Origin of the sequence: Phocaeicola acetigenes, assembly GCF_027529745.1 — a bacterium.
Taxonomy (GTDB): domain Bacteria; phylum Bacteroidota; class Bacteroidia; order Bacteroidales; family Bacteroidaceae; genus Phocaeicola; species Phocaeicola acetigenes.
The window spans coordinates 15,007-30,398 of sequence record NZ_JAPZVM010000004.1; the positions used below are offsets into that span (position 1 = coordinate 15,007).

At 41.6% G+C, this 15,392-nt stretch carries 12 protein-coding genes; 4 read left to right on the plus strand and 8 right to left on the minus strand.

Annotation, left to right across the window (positions count from 1 at the left end):
• Positions 1–180: 180 nt before the first annotated feature.
• Complete coding sequence (locus tag O6P32_RS06455) at positions 181–921, minus strand: NADPH-dependent oxidoreductase (RefSeq protein WP_269877546.1); 741 nt, start codon at positions 919–921, stop codon at positions 181–183.
• A 341-nt stretch (positions 922–1,262) separates the two neighbouring features.
• Here O6P32_RS06455 and O6P32_RS06460 point away from each other — a divergent pair, with 341 nt between their 5' ends.
• Entirely contained in the window at positions 1,263–3,803 is a 2,541-nt protein-coding gene (locus O6P32_RS06460) for an adenosylcobalamin-dependent ribonucleoside-diphosphate reductase (protein ID WP_178266607.1), read from the plus strand.
• 144 nt (positions 3,804–3,947) lie between these two features.
• Positions 3,948–4,319: a dihydroneopterin aldolase gene (folB, locus tag O6P32_RS06465; protein ID WP_269877548.1), complete on the plus strand. Its 372-nt coding sequence runs from the start codon at positions 3,948–3,950 to the stop codon at positions 4,317–4,319.
• 266 nt (positions 4,320–4,585) lie between these two features.
• On the opposite strand, the gene O6P32_RS06470 is transcribed toward folB, so the two are convergent.
• Together O6P32_RS06470 and trmB are read right to left on the minus strand one after the other, a co-directional pair.
• Complete coding sequence (locus O6P32_RS06470) at positions 4,586–5,686, minus strand: Mrp/NBP35 family ATP-binding protein (RefSeq protein ID WP_269877549.1); 1,101 nt, start codon at positions 5,684–5,686, stop codon at positions 4,586–4,588.
• An 8-nt stretch (positions 5,687–5,694) separates the two neighbouring features.
• On the minus strand, positions 5,695–6,453 hold the full coding sequence (gene trmB, locus O6P32_RS06475) for a tRNA (guanosine(46)-N7)-methyltransferase TrmB (RefSeq protein ID WP_178266610.1): 759 nt from the start codon (positions 6,451–6,453) through the stop codon (positions 5,695–5,697).
• A gap of 151 nt (positions 6,454–6,604) precedes the next feature.
• Between trmB and O6P32_RS06480 the strand changes: the two genes are divergently transcribed.
• Positions 6,605–7,369: a patatin-like phospholipase family protein gene (locus O6P32_RS06480; protein ID WP_178266611.1), complete on the plus strand. Its 765-nt coding sequence runs from the start codon at positions 6,605–6,607 to the stop codon at positions 7,367–7,369.
• 10 nt (positions 7,370–7,379) lie between these two features.
• Positions 7,380–9,074, plus strand: coding sequence for an alpha-amylase family glycosyl hydrolase (locus O6P32_RS06485; protein WP_269877551.1), 1,695 nt, complete (start codon positions 7,380–7,382; stop codon positions 9,072–9,074).
• Between the two features lie 260 nt (positions 9,075–9,334).
• On the opposite strand, the gene O6P32_RS06490 is transcribed toward O6P32_RS06485, so the two are convergent.
• The 5 genes from O6P32_RS06490 to O6P32_RS06510 all read right to left on the minus strand — a co-directional run bounded on the left by O6P32_RS06490 (position 9,335) and on the right by O6P32_RS06510 (position 15,269).
• Entirely contained in the window at positions 9,335–10,051 is a 717-nt protein-coding gene (locus O6P32_RS06490) for a hypothetical protein (protein ID WP_269877553.1), read from the minus strand.
• 133 nt (positions 10,052–10,184) lie between these two features.
• Entirely contained in the window at positions 10,185–11,396 is a 1,212-nt protein-coding gene (locus O6P32_RS06495; protein ID WP_269877555.1) for an MFS transporter, read from the minus strand.
• A complete protein-coding gene (locus O6P32_RS06500; RefSeq protein ID WP_178266614.1) occupies positions 11,393–12,478 on the minus strand; it encodes an HpaII family restriction endonuclease in 1,086 nt (361 codons plus the stop codon). The genes O6P32_RS06495 and O6P32_RS06500 overlap by 4 nt, the downstream gene beginning before the upstream one ends.
• A gap of 99 nt (positions 12,479–12,577) precedes the next feature.
• Entirely contained in the window at positions 12,578–13,180 is a 603-nt protein-coding gene (locus O6P32_RS06505; RefSeq protein WP_269877556.1) for a hypothetical protein, read from the minus strand.
• Positions 13,181–13,301: 121 nt separating this feature from the next.
• The gene (locus tag O6P32_RS06510; protein WP_269877557.1) at positions 13,302–15,269 is read right to left on the minus strand and encodes a glycoside hydrolase family 20 protein; all 1,968 of its coding nucleotides are present in this window, start codon (positions 15,267–15,269) and stop codon (positions 13,302–13,304) included.
• Between the last annotated feature and the right edge of the window lie 123 nt (positions 15,270–15,392).

Here is a 15,392-nt window from a genome sequence, read left to right on the forward strand (position 1 = left end):
ATCCCTTGATAAGAAAACATCGGGAAGGTGAAGGAACTCATCGAGACATCGACAAAGGTTCCGATACCTTCTTTCTTATCCGTAACCTCCCCTTCTTCTTATTCTTCTAAAAAGAATCCCATCTGCAAATTCTCACAAAAAAGGCCCATACACCATGATGCATGAGCCTTGAAATATTGCTTATTTTTCGAATCCTTGTTCCTTGAGAGTTCTTCTCAGTGTTTCCGACATCAGTTCATTGTCTGATTTCTTATAGCGGATATCCGTAAATATCTGAGCCAAAGTTTCTGTATGATTAATCTCCACGAAATGCTTATTTTCAGGCAACGATTCTTTATATGCATAAATCTCATCTATCATCTCCGGAGTATAATCATGATAAGTTTCCTCGTGCACAATACCGGTAAGCGGTAAGCGGTCGGGCTGTTCAGGACACTCATCCGGATAGCCCACAGTAATAGTCGCAACCGGCATAACGAGCTCAGGCAATTCCAACACTTTCACAATCTGATCAGGATTATAAATGGTAGTTCCCAAATAACAAATTCCTAAACCATTTTCCTCTGCCAATGTACAAAAATTTTGAGTAACCAGCAACGCATCCGTAGCTGCATTCAGAAAAGAAATAGGATTGTCATAACCAGGTTCCGCCTTACGCTGACGACACCATTTGCTAAAACGGTTGAAGTCTGCACAGAAGGTCAGCACAACCGGAGCCGAAGTCACCATTGGCTGATTAAAATGAGCCGGAGCCAACTTCACTTTCATTTCCTGATCACGAGTCACCACCACACTATACAACTGCATATTCCCCATAGTAGAAGCCCGGAAAGATTCCTCCAGCAAGCTATTCAGCAGTTCGGCCGGAATATCCTTAGACTGATACTTACGTATTGTACGTCTGTTTTTTATCGATTCCATAATTATCATTCATTATATCATTTTCTACAAAGATAGTAATTTATCTGAGTTTTTCCATCAGCATTTTCAAAAGTTTAATAATAAGGATATTTTCTATATAGTGATTCAAAATGGAAAACTTTTCAAAATATTCATTTTTACATATAACTAATAATCAGAATATTAATATTTCATTTTGGAAAACCATGAGACCTGTTAATAACTTCTTCTCATTTTATTTTGCCAATTAGAAAAACATCTTTAGCTTTGCAGCGGTTTGTTATTAATAAGCAAAATCTCTACACTAACTTTAAACCTAAATTAAAAACATAAGTAATAACAGACTAAATTCATTATATAAAGTGGAAAAGCAAACTTACAGCTACGATGAAGCCTATGAAGCCTCATTGCAGTATTTCAAAGGAGACGAACTGGCAGCTCGCGTATGGGTAAACAAGTACGCAGTGAAAGACTCCTTTGGAAACATTTACGAAAAATCACCGGAGGATATGCATTGGCGTTTGGCCAATGAAATAGCTCGAATAGAAGCTAAATATCCTAATGCACTCAGCCCGAAAGAGCTCTTCGATCTATTTGATCAATTCAAGTACATCGTTCCTCAAGGCAGTCCGATGACTGGTATTGGAAACGATTTTCAGGTAGCATCTTTGTCAAATTGTTTTGTAATCGGATTAGATGGATCAGCCGATTCATACGGAGCAATTATTCGCATTGATGAGGAGCAAGTTCAGTTAATGAAACGCCGTGGCGGTGTAGGTCATGACCTTTCACACATCCGTCCGAAAGGTTCACCGGTAAAAAACTCTGCATTGACTTCTACCGGTCTTGTTCCGTTCATGGAACGCTACTCCAACTCTACCCGTGAAGTAGCACAAGACGGACGTCGAGGTGCCCTCATGTTAAGTGTATCCATTAAGCATCCCGATTCCGAATCATTCATCGATGCCAAGATGACAGAAGGAAAAGTTACCGGGGCTAACGTTTCTGTAAAATTGGATGATGAATTTATGCAAGCTGCGGTAGAAAACCGTATGTATACCCAGCAGTATCCTATCAATTCAGAGAATCCACAGGTTACAAAAGAAATCAATGCATCTGAATTGTGGAAAAAGATTGTACACAATGCCTGGAAGTCTGCAGAACCGGGTGTATTGTTCTGGGATACTATCATCCGTGAATCTGTACCCGACTGTTATGCCGACTTAGGATTCCGTACTGTTTCCACCAATCCATGTGGTGAAATTCCTTTGTGCCCATACGACTCTTGTCGTCTGCTGGCTATCAACTTATACTCTTACGTAGTCAATCCGTTTACTCCGGAGGCTTACTTTGATTTCGACTTGTTCAAGAAGCATGTTGCATTGGCACAGCGTATCATGGACGATATCATCGATCTGGAGCTGGAAAAGATTGAACGTATCATGGAAAAAATTGATTCAGACCCTGAAAGTGATGAAGTGAAAGGTTCTGAACGCCACTTGTGGGAAAAGATTTACCGTAAATCCGGATTGGGACGTCGTACAGGTGTAGGTATCACAGCCGAAGGAGATATGCTGGCTGCAATGGGCTTACGCTACGGAACGGAAGAAGCAACCGAATTCTCAGAAAATGTACATAAGATTGTAGCACTTGAAGCTTACCGCTCTTCTGTAAACATGGCAAAAGAACGTGGAGCCTTCGAAATCTATGACGCAAAACGAGAAGAAAACAACCCGTTCATCAATCGTCTGAAAGAAGCAGATCCGGCATTGTACGAAGAAATGAGACAGTATGGCCGACGCAATATTGCCTGTCTGACTATTGCCCCGACCGGAACTACCAGTCTGATGACTCAGACTACTTCCGGTATTGAGCCGGTATTTATGCCTGTCTACAAACGCCGCCGTAAGGTAAATCCGAACGATGAAAACGTACGTATCGATTTCGTAGACGAAACAGGAGACGCATTCGAAGAATACATCGTATTCCACCATAAATTCCTGACATGGATGAAGGTAAACGGATACGATCCAGACAAACGTTATACTCAAGAAGAAATCGACGACCTGGTTGCAAAATCACCTTATTATAAGGCTACTTCCAATGATGTAGACTGGCTGATGAAGGTGAAGATGCAGGGACGTATCCAGAAATGGGTTGACCACTCTATCAGTGTAACTATCAATCTTCCTAACAACGTAGACGAAGATCTGGTAAACCGTCTGTATGTAGAAGCTTGGCGTTCTGGCTGTAAAGGATGTACTGTATACCGCGACGGTTCGCGTGCCGGTGTGCTGATTTCAACCAAGAAAAAAGAAAATAAAGAAGAAGAGTGCCACTGCAAACCACCTCAGGTAGTAGAAACACGTCCGCGTGTACTTGAAGCGGATGTAGTACGCTTCCAGAATAACAAAGAGAAGTGGGTTGCTTTTGTAGGTTTGCTCGACGGACGTCCTTACGAAATCTTTACCGGTTTGCAGGATGATGAAGAAGGTATCTTGTTGCCTAAATCGGTGACTACCGGACGTATCATCAAGAACTACGACGAAGAAGGCAACAAGCGTTACGACTTCCAGTTCGAAAACAAACGCGGATATAAGATGACGATTGAAGGTTTGTCTGAAAAGTTCAACAAAGAATACTGGAACTATGCCAAACTGATTTCGGGAGTTCTCCGTTACCGTATGCCGATTGAACAGGTTATCAAACTGGTTGGTTCTCTACAATTGGACAGCGAAAATATCAACACATGGAAGAACGGTGTAGAACGTGCTTTGAAAAAATACGTTCAAGACGGAACCGAAGCACGTGGAGTAAAATGTCCGAACTGTGGAAATGAAACGCTGGTTTATCAGGAAGGATGTCTGATTTGCAAGACTTGCGGTTCATCACGTTGCGGATAATCCCAGAAGCCGAATCACTTTAATGATACAAAAAGGAGTTAAGTCAGAGTTTTACATACACAGAAGTTTATCTGCTGACTTAACTCCTTTATTTATTAGTCTCTTTTAGATAGAAAAGAATCCATCTCATCTATTTTTACTGATATGTACATTCACTTAAAAGGTCTCAAACTCTATGCCTTTCATGGTGTTCTCCCACAGGAAAACCGTGTAGGTGCCGAATACACTGTCAACCTCCGTTTAAAAACCGACTTCAGCCGGGCCGCACAAACCGACTGTCTGGAAGGAACAATAAATTATGCTGAAGTATTTGAAGCGGTAAAGCAGGAGATGCAAATCTCTTCACAGTTGCTGGAACATGTAGCCTATCGCATAGCCAACCGCCTGCTGCATGATTTTCCTGCCATAGAAGAAGTAGATGTCGAACTTTACAAGCAAAACCCACCTATGGGAGCGGACTGCGAACAAGTAGGAATCAGTCTTTCTCTGTCCGCCGACAATACACAAATCAGATAAGTTATAATTCCGGAAAAGTATGTTTCCTGATGTATTTCCAGTACTCACTTGAAAGTACTGGAGTTTTTTCCAAGAATGAGTACAGTACTCACTAATAAGGAGTGAACTTACTACCTGTAAGGAGTAATGAGTACTCGCATCAAGACAGTATACAATAAAAAATCAGCCAACCCATATTCATAAACAGGTTGGCTGATTTCATATATTCTCTTTGGATTCCCCAATGTTCCCGACTACGAATTCATCAGGATTCCGATTGTTCAGGTTTACTTATGTGTCTTCACAATCTGCGTAGGAGCCTGTTCAGCATTACGCTTTTCGGTCTGCTCTACCACATTACGAGCCAATTCAATGAATGCCTGTCCGGTTACGGAATTTTCATCCAAAGCTACCGGTGTTCCTTTATCCCCATTTTCACAGATACTCTGTACAATAGGAATCTGTCCCAACAAAGGTACATTCAGTTCCTCGGCCAATCGCTTGGTTCCTTCTTTTCCAAACAGATAATATTTATTTTCCGGCAATTCAGCAGGAGTAAACCAAGCCATGTTTTCTACCAGTCCCAGAATAGGCACATTAACCTTGTCGTTCATATACATATTGATACCCTTGCGCGCATCGGCCAAAGCCACCTGCTGAGGTGTGCTGACAATTACCGCTCCGGTAATAGCAAGCGTCTGAAGCAAAGTCAGATGAATATCACTGGTACCCGGAGGAGTATCAAGTATAAAATAATCCAACTCTCCCCATTTTGCATCACCTACCAACTGTTTCAAGGCATTGCTTGCCATACCGCCACGCCACAAAGTAGCCTGATCGGGATCGACAAAGAAACCAATAGAAAGCAATTCGATACTATATTTTTCTATCGGTACAATCAGGTCGCGACCATCTACAGTCTCTGCATACGGACGGGCATCTTCTACCTGGAACATTTTAGGAACGGAAGGACCAAAAATATCCGCATCGAGCAAACCCACTTTATATCCCAATTTGGCAAGAGCTACCGCCAGATTGGCTGCTATTGTCGACTTACCTACTCCTCCTTTACCGGAAGATACAGCAATCACATTCTTTACCTGCGGAAGCATTTTGCCCGGCTCCGGACGCGCCGCCTGCTTACTTTCCGTAGCAATAGTCACTTCTACTTCCTTCGATACATACGTGTGAATAGCAGTTTCGGCAGCACGGACTACCGATTTCATGAAAGGATCTGTCGGCTTTTCAAAAATCAGTGAAAAGCTGACTTTCATCCCGTCGATACGTAAGTTATCGGCTACCATTTCAGCCTCAACTATATTTTTACCGTTTCCCGGATAACGCACTGTAGCCAGTGCATCAAGAATCAATTTCGGATAAAGAGTCATAATATCGTTTATTTACTTGTTTTCAGTCCACTACGCTTACTACGGTTGTAGCTGCGATAATCATCCAGCTCTATTTCCACATCAGGCTCTCTCAACTCCCCTTCCTGCGGCAGGCGGAACTTGATGTACTTGATGTTCAGTCCGCGGTCCAACCACTGCTGTTCGTAATAAGTACGTATACTCAAGATATCATCGGCCAGTCCGGAATGATACAAGTCGTCCGTCATAAATTCTACCGGCAAATGATTCTCTTCAATCATATATTTGGTATAGGTAAACATGAAGTTACTGTCTGTTTTCAGATGTACCAGTCCGTCCGGTTGCAGGAACTTCCGGTAGCGGTTCATAAAATATGTAGAAGTCAGACGTTTGGTAGCTTTCTTCATTTGCGGATCCGAGAATGTCAACCAAATCTCGCTCACTTCACCCGGAGCAAAAAAACGATCGATAATCTCAATGTTTGTCCGTAAAAAAGCAGCATTCTTCAATCCTTCGTTCAAAGCCTCAGTAGCTCCTGTCCACATGCGTGCGCCTTTGATGTCTACCCCGATAAAGTTCTTATCAGTATAACGGCGAGCCAGCCCTACCGTATATTCTCCACGTCCACATCCCAGTTCCAGAACTATAGGATTGTCATTTTTGAAAAAATCACGGTTCCAGTTGCCTTTCATTTCAAACGGCACATTATCCACTACAGAATATGGATATTCAAACACGTGCGGATATTCCGCCATATCTGCAAACTTTGCTAATTTACCTTTTCCCATTCGTTTTCTTTATTCATTCTGCATACAAAGGTACGGCTTTTAGTCGGATTTACCGTAAATGAAGAAGAACAAAAATAATCTTCAAAAATTATCTTGAAAAAGAAAAGAAAGAAATAACTTTGCTACAGACACAAATCAACTATTCATTTTTATGGGAAGTAAAAAATATCAGACAGGATTCGCATTAAGCGGAGGATTTATCAAAGGGATTGCACACTTGGGAATACTTCAAGCTTTATTCGAGAACAAAATCCGCCCGGACATACTCTCCGGAACCAGTGCAGGAGCCATTGTCAGCGCCTTTATTGCAGACGGTAAACAGCCTTTTGAAATTCTCCAATTATTTTCGCAACGCACCTTTACGGATCTGGCTAAAATCAGACCCAGTAAAGACAGTCTGATGAAAATGGATTATTTTATTGATTTCCTGAAAAGTAACTTAAAAGCCAAACGGATAGAAGATTTGTCTATTCCAACCATTATTACAGCAACCGATTTCGACAATGGGAAAAGTGTACATTTTACCAAAGGAGAGATAACCAAGCGTATTGCAGCTTCCTGCTGCATTCCTGTTTTATTTCCTCCTATTCCCATTCAGGGTACACATTACGTAGATGGTGGAGTATTTATGAATATTCCTATCAGCCCCATACGCGACCTGTGCGATGAAGTGATTGCCTTAAACGTATACAAACTGATGGCCGATGAGTACAAAAACGATATCATCCACATTGCACTACGGGCATATCACTTTATGTTCCAGTCCAACAGTCTGACAGAACTGGAGCAGGCCGATTGGGTAATAGCCCCCGACGGACTGGAAAAATACGGCAATCACGAATTAGACAGAGCCGAAGAGATATTCAGTGCCGGTTATTTTGCCACATTAGATTTTTTAAAAGAGTACAAAAAATAAACATATAGAAATGGAAAAGATTATTATTTACCAAGTTTTTACCCGACTGTTCGGAAATTCCAAACCAACCTCCGTTTATAACGGCTCGTTACAAGAAAACGGCTGCGGAAAGATGGCGGGCTTCACTAATCAGGCCCTGCAGGAAATAAAAAAATTGGGAACCACACATATATGGTATACCGGCGTCATTGCACATGCTACACAAACTGACTACACAGCTTACGGTATCCCTCGCAATCACCCTTCTATCGTAAAAGGAAAAGCGGGTTCTCCCTATGCCATCAGAGATTATTATGACGTAGACCCCGATTTGGCTGTAAACGTCAATCAACGCATGAAGGAGTTTGAAACCCTGATTGAACGTACACATGCCAACCGTCTGAAAGTCATTATCGATTTTGTGCCGAATCATGTATCCCGTCAATACCAGTCGCTTGCCAAACCCAGAAGAGTGAAAGATCTGGGAGAAACCGATAATCCTAATATAGCTTTCTCTCCCGACAACAATTTCTATTACATCCCCGGACAAAAACTGGAAGGAGAAATAGACCTTCATAATGAAAGTATGGGAGATTACTATGAATCACCCGCCAAAGCTACGGGAAACAACCGTTTCGATGCCTACCCTAACCGGAACGACTGGTACGAAACAGTAAAACTTAACTACGGAACAGATTACATTCACAATACAGGAAATCATTTTTCACCCATTCCAGATACCTGGCATAAGATGAAAGATATTCTTCTGTTCTGGGCAGGAAAAGGAATTGACGGCTTCCGCTGCGACATGGCAGAAATGGTTCCGTGCGAGTTCTGGGGATGGGCAATTCCGGAAGTAAAAGCCCAATATCCGAACCTGATATTTATTGCCGAAGTCTACAATCCGAACGAATACCGCAACTATCTGTTCAACGGAAAATTCGATTATCTGTACGATAAGGTAGGATTGTACGACACACTGAGAGGCATCACTTGTGGGTACAGCTCTGCTACTGCTATTACCTCATGCTGGCAAAGTGTGAACGACATTCAAAGCCACATGCTCAACTTCCTTGAAAATCACGACGAACAGCGCATTGCTTCCGACTTCTTTGCCGGCAATCCGTTCAAGGCGCTTCCGGCTCTTATTGTATCGGCTTGCATGAATACGAATCCAATGATGATCTATTTCGGACAGGAACTGGGAGAACCGGGTATGGACGAGGAAGGATTTAGCGGAAGAGACGGACGAACTACCATCTTCGACTATTGGAGTGTAAACAGTTTGTACCGCTGGAGCAACAACGGACGCTACAATACCCATCTGCTTAGTCCAAAAGAGAAAGAACTGCGCAAGTTCTATAGCCGCCTGCTTAACCTCTGTAATCAGGAAGCAGCACTTCGCGAAGGTACTTTCTTCGATTTGATGTACGTAAATCAGGGAGGATGGCAGATGAACGAGCACAGACAGTATGCTTTTCTCCGTAAACAGGAGAATGAGGTATTGCTCATTGCAGTCAACTTCGACGAAACTCCGGCACAGGTTTCCATCAATCTTCCGGCACATGCATTTGAGTATCTGAACATGCCTGAATACGAAAGCATTACTGCTACCAATTTGCTCGACAGCCAGAAGGAAACCATTTCGTTTACAGCAAATAAACCGGTTGCCATTACACTGCCTGCATACGGTGGCAAAATTTTGAAAATAAAAATCGGCAAATAAGCCTCCACAGAGATTCTGATTCTTTTAGAAAAACTTTATAAAAAAGCCTGCAGTACAAAATACTGCAGGCTTTTCCTTTCTTTTACCATATGTAACTTTTCTCATATATTTACATCCAGAAAAATATCCCTATGCTAAAAGATTAAAAATAAGAATCTTCGTTTTTTACCAAGAATTTAAAATATAAAAAACAACTCAGCTATTGAGGACAATAACTGAGTTATTCTTTTATTATTTATAAAATGTATCAAACAATAATACTAATTAATTCGACCTGTTCCATGGCACATATAACAACGTCCAGAACCTCTACAAGTCGGACATTGATAATAACCACCTCCATTAGGATTATACACTACACCACTATTTTTACATTTTTGGCAGAACGCGCTTCCATGACATTCCGGACATACTGTAGATGTATGTTTAGAAGGTAACTCTTGATAGCCACCATTTGAATTGGAGCCAGAGTTATTTCCACCCGTGTCAGGTATATAAGTAGGTGAATTATTACCATATACCTGATCGAATATACGATTATACTCTTCCTTACTGATGGCTTTATTATAAGTTTTACCATTAATAGTCACATAACTATATCCCGGTACAACCGTCATCCTACCACCAGTATCAACATTGATTATTCGCCCTGTCATCTGTGGAAAGGTACCCCACAATTGTGTCACCATCTTAACTTCAGGCTGAAATTTTACACTGCGAAATTCCAACCCGTCTGTAGATACTCCCGTCATTTCATAGAACGTCAGTATACCATTCTGCATAACATGACAAAGTCTATCACCATCAGCCTCATCAATATAAAAATCTATATGAAGCAAATCAACTGTATTACCCTTCTGATAGTAAAAATTCCGTCCATTAGGAAAGGCTGTCGATCCACCTCCTTGGGCATACACATACTGTGTTCCGAAGGTTAAAAGACACAATAAAAAAAGGAATGAAAATAATGTTTTCATAACGTTTTATCTATTTATTCTTATAATGCACAAATATATTGTTTTTTTACAAGTCTTGTACAACATACCTCTCTTTTGTCAAATTCTTTCAATTAAGTATAAACATTCCATCCATTTTTTTATTATGCAGATATTACTCTGCATGTTTCTTCAAATTGGGCAAGAAGCAAGCAACGAATCCCAATAGCGGCGTAAAGGCTACTACCTTATACACATATTCTATACCATACACATCGGCAAAGTTGCCTAACACAGCCGATGCAATACCTGCCACTCCAAAGGCAAAGCCGAAGAAAATACCCGAAATAAGTCCCAGCTTATATGGAAGCAGTTCCTGTGCATAGACCAATATGGCAGGAAAGGCAGAAGACAGAATAAAACCAATAAGAAAACTAAGAACCACTGTAACCGGAAGTCCTACATACGGCATCAGCATACTGAAAGGAGCCACTCCCAAAATAGACCCCCAAATCACGTATTTACGACCAATCTTATCACCCAGCGGACCACCTACCAATGTACCGGCAGCTGTTGCAAAGAGGAAGATAAACAGATAAAGTTGTGAATCCTGTACCGATACACCAAATTTATGAATCAGATAAAAAGTATAATAACTGCTCAAACTGGCCATATAGATATACTTGGAAAATATCAGCACAATAATAATTGCAATGGCAAAGATGGTCTTCTTCAATGAATAAGGCATCTCATGATGTACTCCCCGATTCTGTTTCCGCCGTTCATCCCATTCTTTCAATTTCGAACGGTACCAACGACAGATAGGCCACATAATAGCCATTCCTACCAAAGCCAGCAAAGCAATAAAGACCACATTCTGTCTGCCATAAGGAGCAATAACCAAAGCTGCCAGCAACGGACCAAATGAACCACCCAGATTGCCTCCTACCTGGAACAAAGACTGAGCAAGTCCCCGTTTACCGCCTGAAGCCAGATAAGTAAGCCGCGATGCTTCAGGATGAAAAATGGAAGAACCGATTCCTATCAACCCTACCGCCAGCAGAACCATCCAGAAATGATGCACCCATGCCAGCAACAGCAAGCCGATAAAAGTAAAAGTCATACCAGCTGGAAGAGACCACACTTTCTGATGGCGGTCTGTAATCAAACCTACAACTGGCTGAAATACAGAAGCTGCTATCTGATAGACCAGGGTAATCAAACCTACCTGAGTAAAATTTAATACCAGTTCATCCTTTATCAGCGGATAAACCGCCATGATGACTGACTGCAACATATCGTTTGTGCAATGCGACAAACTAAGTGCAAATAAAATACCGAAAGCAATGCTCCCGGTATTCTTATTGATTGTTGATTCACAACTCATCGTTTCAATAATCCTATTTTCAAATTCAGTTTAAAATAATACACCCCGTTTTCACGTTCCAGATAGCCATATTTGTCTTTTTCTGTAGAACCTTTTTCCAGGCGTGTATTGTAGAACAGGAAGTCGGCAAAAGTCTGACGGAAAGCACGCTGGTAGCAAATCACCTGTCCATCTCCTGTCACCAGCAGAAAACCTGCAATGGCAGAATCTGTTCCGTTGTACAACTTGGCAGGACGCATGCCGGCAGCCAATGCCAGCAGCAATTCTTTCACCTTATATTCATAAAATCCGTGCTTATTGATGAGTTCATCCTTAATCTTCAGCGGATTCAGTTTTTTCACTTCTTCGGTCAATTCCGATACCTTTGTAATACCGTCGAGCCACATGAGTCGGGTCATCTCAGCCAACAGACGTCCCATATGAAGATCAATCATCGAAAGATTGCTTCTGAAAATCTTATCGGCCACATCGTTATACTTCAGATTTCCTCCCAAACGTTCAATCATCAGCATACGGCTGATTACATCATCTTCCTCGCCTTCTGCATTGATTTTATTTACAGTAGGTACGGCAAATTTTACACCTGTCTGTTCGAATTTGAAATTAGCCGAACGTCCGCCATCCAACAGAGGAATCATCATTCCCAGACGTGAACGAACACAGAATCCGGTAAGAGGAGCCTCCGTACTATAAAAGGCCACACTAAAGTCAGTACGATCGTCTGTCTTTGCTTCCAGGTCGAACAAAGCAATCTCATCCAAAAACTCTTCTACCCCATCGGCAGAAGTCACTTCATCTTCTCTGCTTTGACGTACGCTGTCCAGCACCAATGCAGCTACCGTATCAAAATCTTCACGTGGAATACGCTTATCCATATTCTCTCCTACAATATGAATCGTATCCTTCTCCACAATATAACGGCGTGTGCCATCGTGTTCTTCACGCTGTACCATTGCTACCGGTATACGGAGCGATTCATTCCGTTTTCCTTCCGGAGTTCCGGCATATACATATCCGTCTGCGAGCAGGCGAAAAAATGCATACAGTTCGCCCCACTCTCTTTTTGTTGCTTCAAATGCCATAATCTACAGTTCTTTTCCTGTTGCAAAGGTACAAAAAGCAGTGTGTAATGTCAAAAGGAAAACAGAGTTTTCGGTTTCTGTTATTTACAGAACAACATTCTACCGTTTTTTTTCACACCACTGACGGATGTATGCATAACTGTCTTGCGAATTGATTTGATTCGAACAAATATGTCCGTTTCTTTTAGCCTCATCCAAGATGGTTACTACTTCTTCCAACCGTCCCCGATGCAATAATGTCATCAAATAGAAGAGTCGGTCTCGATCCATAATTCGGGCTTCATCCGGGACAAAAAATTCAGCTTCAGGGTTTTTCTCCAGAAAGGACTGTATTTTCTGAAAAGCATCACCAAACACACGATACCAAACTCCCTTCAGAGTCTCTTCATCTACACAACGCCAGTCACTAGTCACGGCTTCATAACTAGCCAACTCCTGTGCTTGCAGAGCCAAAACTCCTGTCCCCCTCAGACTCATTGTCATCCGTACTTCTGATATTCCTAATATCTGCCACCACAAATCATCTACATACAAAGGTTTGACCTCCAAACGTACTCTATTAAAATGTGTAGGACCAAGACAAAAGAAATATCCGGAAAGCACTATATAATTTATATACGAACTCTGTCGGAAACCATATTCTCGCCCCACATTTTTTCGGATGGAAGCATTCCATTTTTCAAAATCTGCTTTTTTCATCATATCCCATGAGTTTATCTGCAATATTTCGGATAAGTAAAAAGCAGTGTTCCTCATTGTCAATATACCTCCGAACAGGCAATTCAACAATAGAACACTGCTTTCCAATTTATCAATTAAATGCTTATTTCAGGATGATTTCCTTAATAATAGGCCAACAAGTATGTTGTCCGGTGACCTGAATCTTCACGGCTTTGACAGGTTCATCATTCAGTTGTACTTTGGCCTGTCCGTATTCATCGAATGTACCGACTGTTACAAAATTTGTTCCGTCTGTACTGGTCATCAAATCAGCCTTTGTAATATAATCTTTCGAATCACCTGTAATAACCTCAATCTCTTTGACAGGAGTAACCTCTGTCAGCAACACTGTAAAATAATGTTCTTTACCAACTGTACTTCCTCCCCAAAAGAAAGAATTGTTTCTTCCATCGAAGGCATATTCCGGATGATAAGGCATATTGACAGGAATATTAGTATCAATATGTGCTGCACGGATCAGTGCCGGTTTTTCTTCTGTAGGTACAAACTCTTTTTCATTCAGAGCATCGTCTTCATAAAAGTTGATACCCAGTTTTTCCATTACCGGATAGTAGGATGTAATACGCTGATAGAAACTGTCCCAGTTTCGCTGCTCTTTCGGACTCCACAACACTTCGGCCAATGCAGACAATCGTGGATACAACATCCATTCTACACGAGACTGTGTAGCAACACGTTCGGTCCACAATGCACCTTGTCCTCCTTTAATCAGAGCTTCCTGTTCCTTGGTTACACCCGGAAGTACAGGATCCCACTCATACGACTTACGTACAGAGTTTCCGGCATATCCCCAGTCCAGATAACAACCATGCTGCGGACACATAATGACCGGGATATGGCGTTCCAACGCTTCTTTCTGCTGTTTCTCTCCAGTATCTCTCCAAACGGTAAGTACATCATCGGACGTAGCAGCATGACGTTCGTTGATTTCATCCCATCCTACCATAATCTTACCTTTAGAACGAACCAATTCACTCATCTTGCGAGTAAAATAGTCTTGCAGTTCACCGGGTTGCTTCATTCCTTCTTTTTTGTATAGCGCCATACACTTCGGGCATTTTTCCCACACGTGAGTAGGCACTTCATCACCTCCCAGGTGAATATATTTTGATGGGAATATCTCGATTAAGGTATTGACTACCTCTTCGGCAAACGCATAAGAAGCCGGATTTCCTACACAAATCATATTTTCATTTCCCCGCTTACGTTCGTTCACCGGCATCTCTTCAGGATAGGCCTCAAATGAACCCCCATTACAGGAAAATTGAGGCATCGCAGCCAACAATGCGGTGCTATGACCGGGCAAATCGACTTCGGGCATAATCTCAACACCATATAAGGCAGCATAACGAACCACCTCTTTTAAATCGTCTTTCGTATAGAATTTACCAGACAGTTCAGGATAATCGGCATAAAAGGTTCCTTTTTCAGTAAGTTCTGGATATTTATCCATAGCAAGACGCCATGCATTATTATCGGTCAGATGCAAATGCAGAGTATTCAACTTAAAGAAAGCCATTTGGCTGATTGTCTTTTTCAATTCATCCACCGTCCAGAAATGGCGGCTACAATCGAGCATCAAACCACGATAACTGAAACGAGGCTGGTCTTGAATGGTCAAAGCTGGTAACTCATTGTTTTCTGCAGTCAACAGCAGCTGATAAAGCGTAGTCAGTGCACGTGCAACACCTTGTTCAGTACCAGCTTGTAAGATTACAGCATCTGCCGTAACCTTCAACACATAAGCTTCTCCCAAAAGTTCCGTCGACTTTTCAATACGAACAGATGATTTCGAATTGTCGCTCCACTGTAATACACAACCGGCATGATTCTTAAAATCCTGCATAAACTGTTCGGCTACAGTTTTCCACTCTTCCGATGTACAAATAGTCTGAAGTGAATTCAACGGTAAAGATCCACGCTGAAACTCCACAGATTGTACTTGAGGAATCAGATTCACACTACCGGGCACAGGCTTTTCTGTACAGCTCACATTGAAAAGAAGAGAGCCACACATCAAAGGAAGTAAAAAATGCTTTTTCAGTTTCATGATAATGATGTTCTTAATATTTTATGCAAAATACGTAAAAATGTTTATATCTGCAAAAAACAATTGATAAGCAAATATATTTTATTGAGAAAATCTTTACTCTTTCCTGAAACAGTATAGCCA

Excerpts from the sequence above, each read along its gene's own strand:
- folB (WP_269877548.1), top strand. The coding sequence starts at position 3,948 with ATGTACATTCACTTAAAAGGTCTCAAACTCTATGCCTTTCATGGTGTT.
- trmB (WP_178266610.1), bottom strand. The coding sequence starts at position 6,453 with ATGGGAAAAGGTAAATTAGCAAAGTTTGCAGATATGGCGGAATATCCG.
- O6P32_RS06455 (WP_269877546.1), bottom strand. The coding sequence starts at position 921 with ATGGAATCGATAAAAAACAGACGTACAATACGTAAGTATCAGTCTAAG.
- O6P32_RS06505 (WP_269877556.1), bottom strand. The coding sequence starts at position 13,180 with ATGATGAAAAAAGCAGATTTTGAAAAATGGAATGCTTCCATCCGAAAA.
- O6P32_RS06485 (WP_269877551.1), top strand. The coding sequence starts at position 7,380 with ATGGAAAAGATTATTATTTACCAAGTTTTTACCCGACTGTTCGGAAAT.
- O6P32_RS06490 (WP_269877553.1), bottom strand. The coding sequence starts at position 10,051 with ATGAAAACATTATTTTCATTCCTTTTTTTATTGTGTCTTTTAACCTTC.
- O6P32_RS06510 (WP_269877557.1), bottom strand. The coding sequence starts at position 15,269 with ATGAAACTGAAAAAGCATTTTTTACTTCCTTTGATGTGTGGCTCTCTT.
- O6P32_RS06500 (WP_178266614.1), bottom strand. The coding sequence starts at position 12,478 with ATGGCATTTGAAGCAACAAAAAGAGAGTGGGGCGAACTGTATGCATTT.
- O6P32_RS06470 (WP_269877549.1), bottom strand. The coding sequence starts at position 5,686 with ATGACTCTTTATCCGAAATTGATTCTTGATGCACTGGCTACAGTGCGT.
- O6P32_RS06480 (WP_178266611.1), top strand. The coding sequence starts at position 6,605 with ATGGGAAGTAAAAAATATCAGACAGGATTCGCATTAAGCGGAGGATTT.
- O6P32_RS06495 (WP_269877555.1), bottom strand. The coding sequence starts at position 11,396 with ATGAGTTGTGAATCAACAATCAATAAGAATACCGGGAGCATTGCTTTC.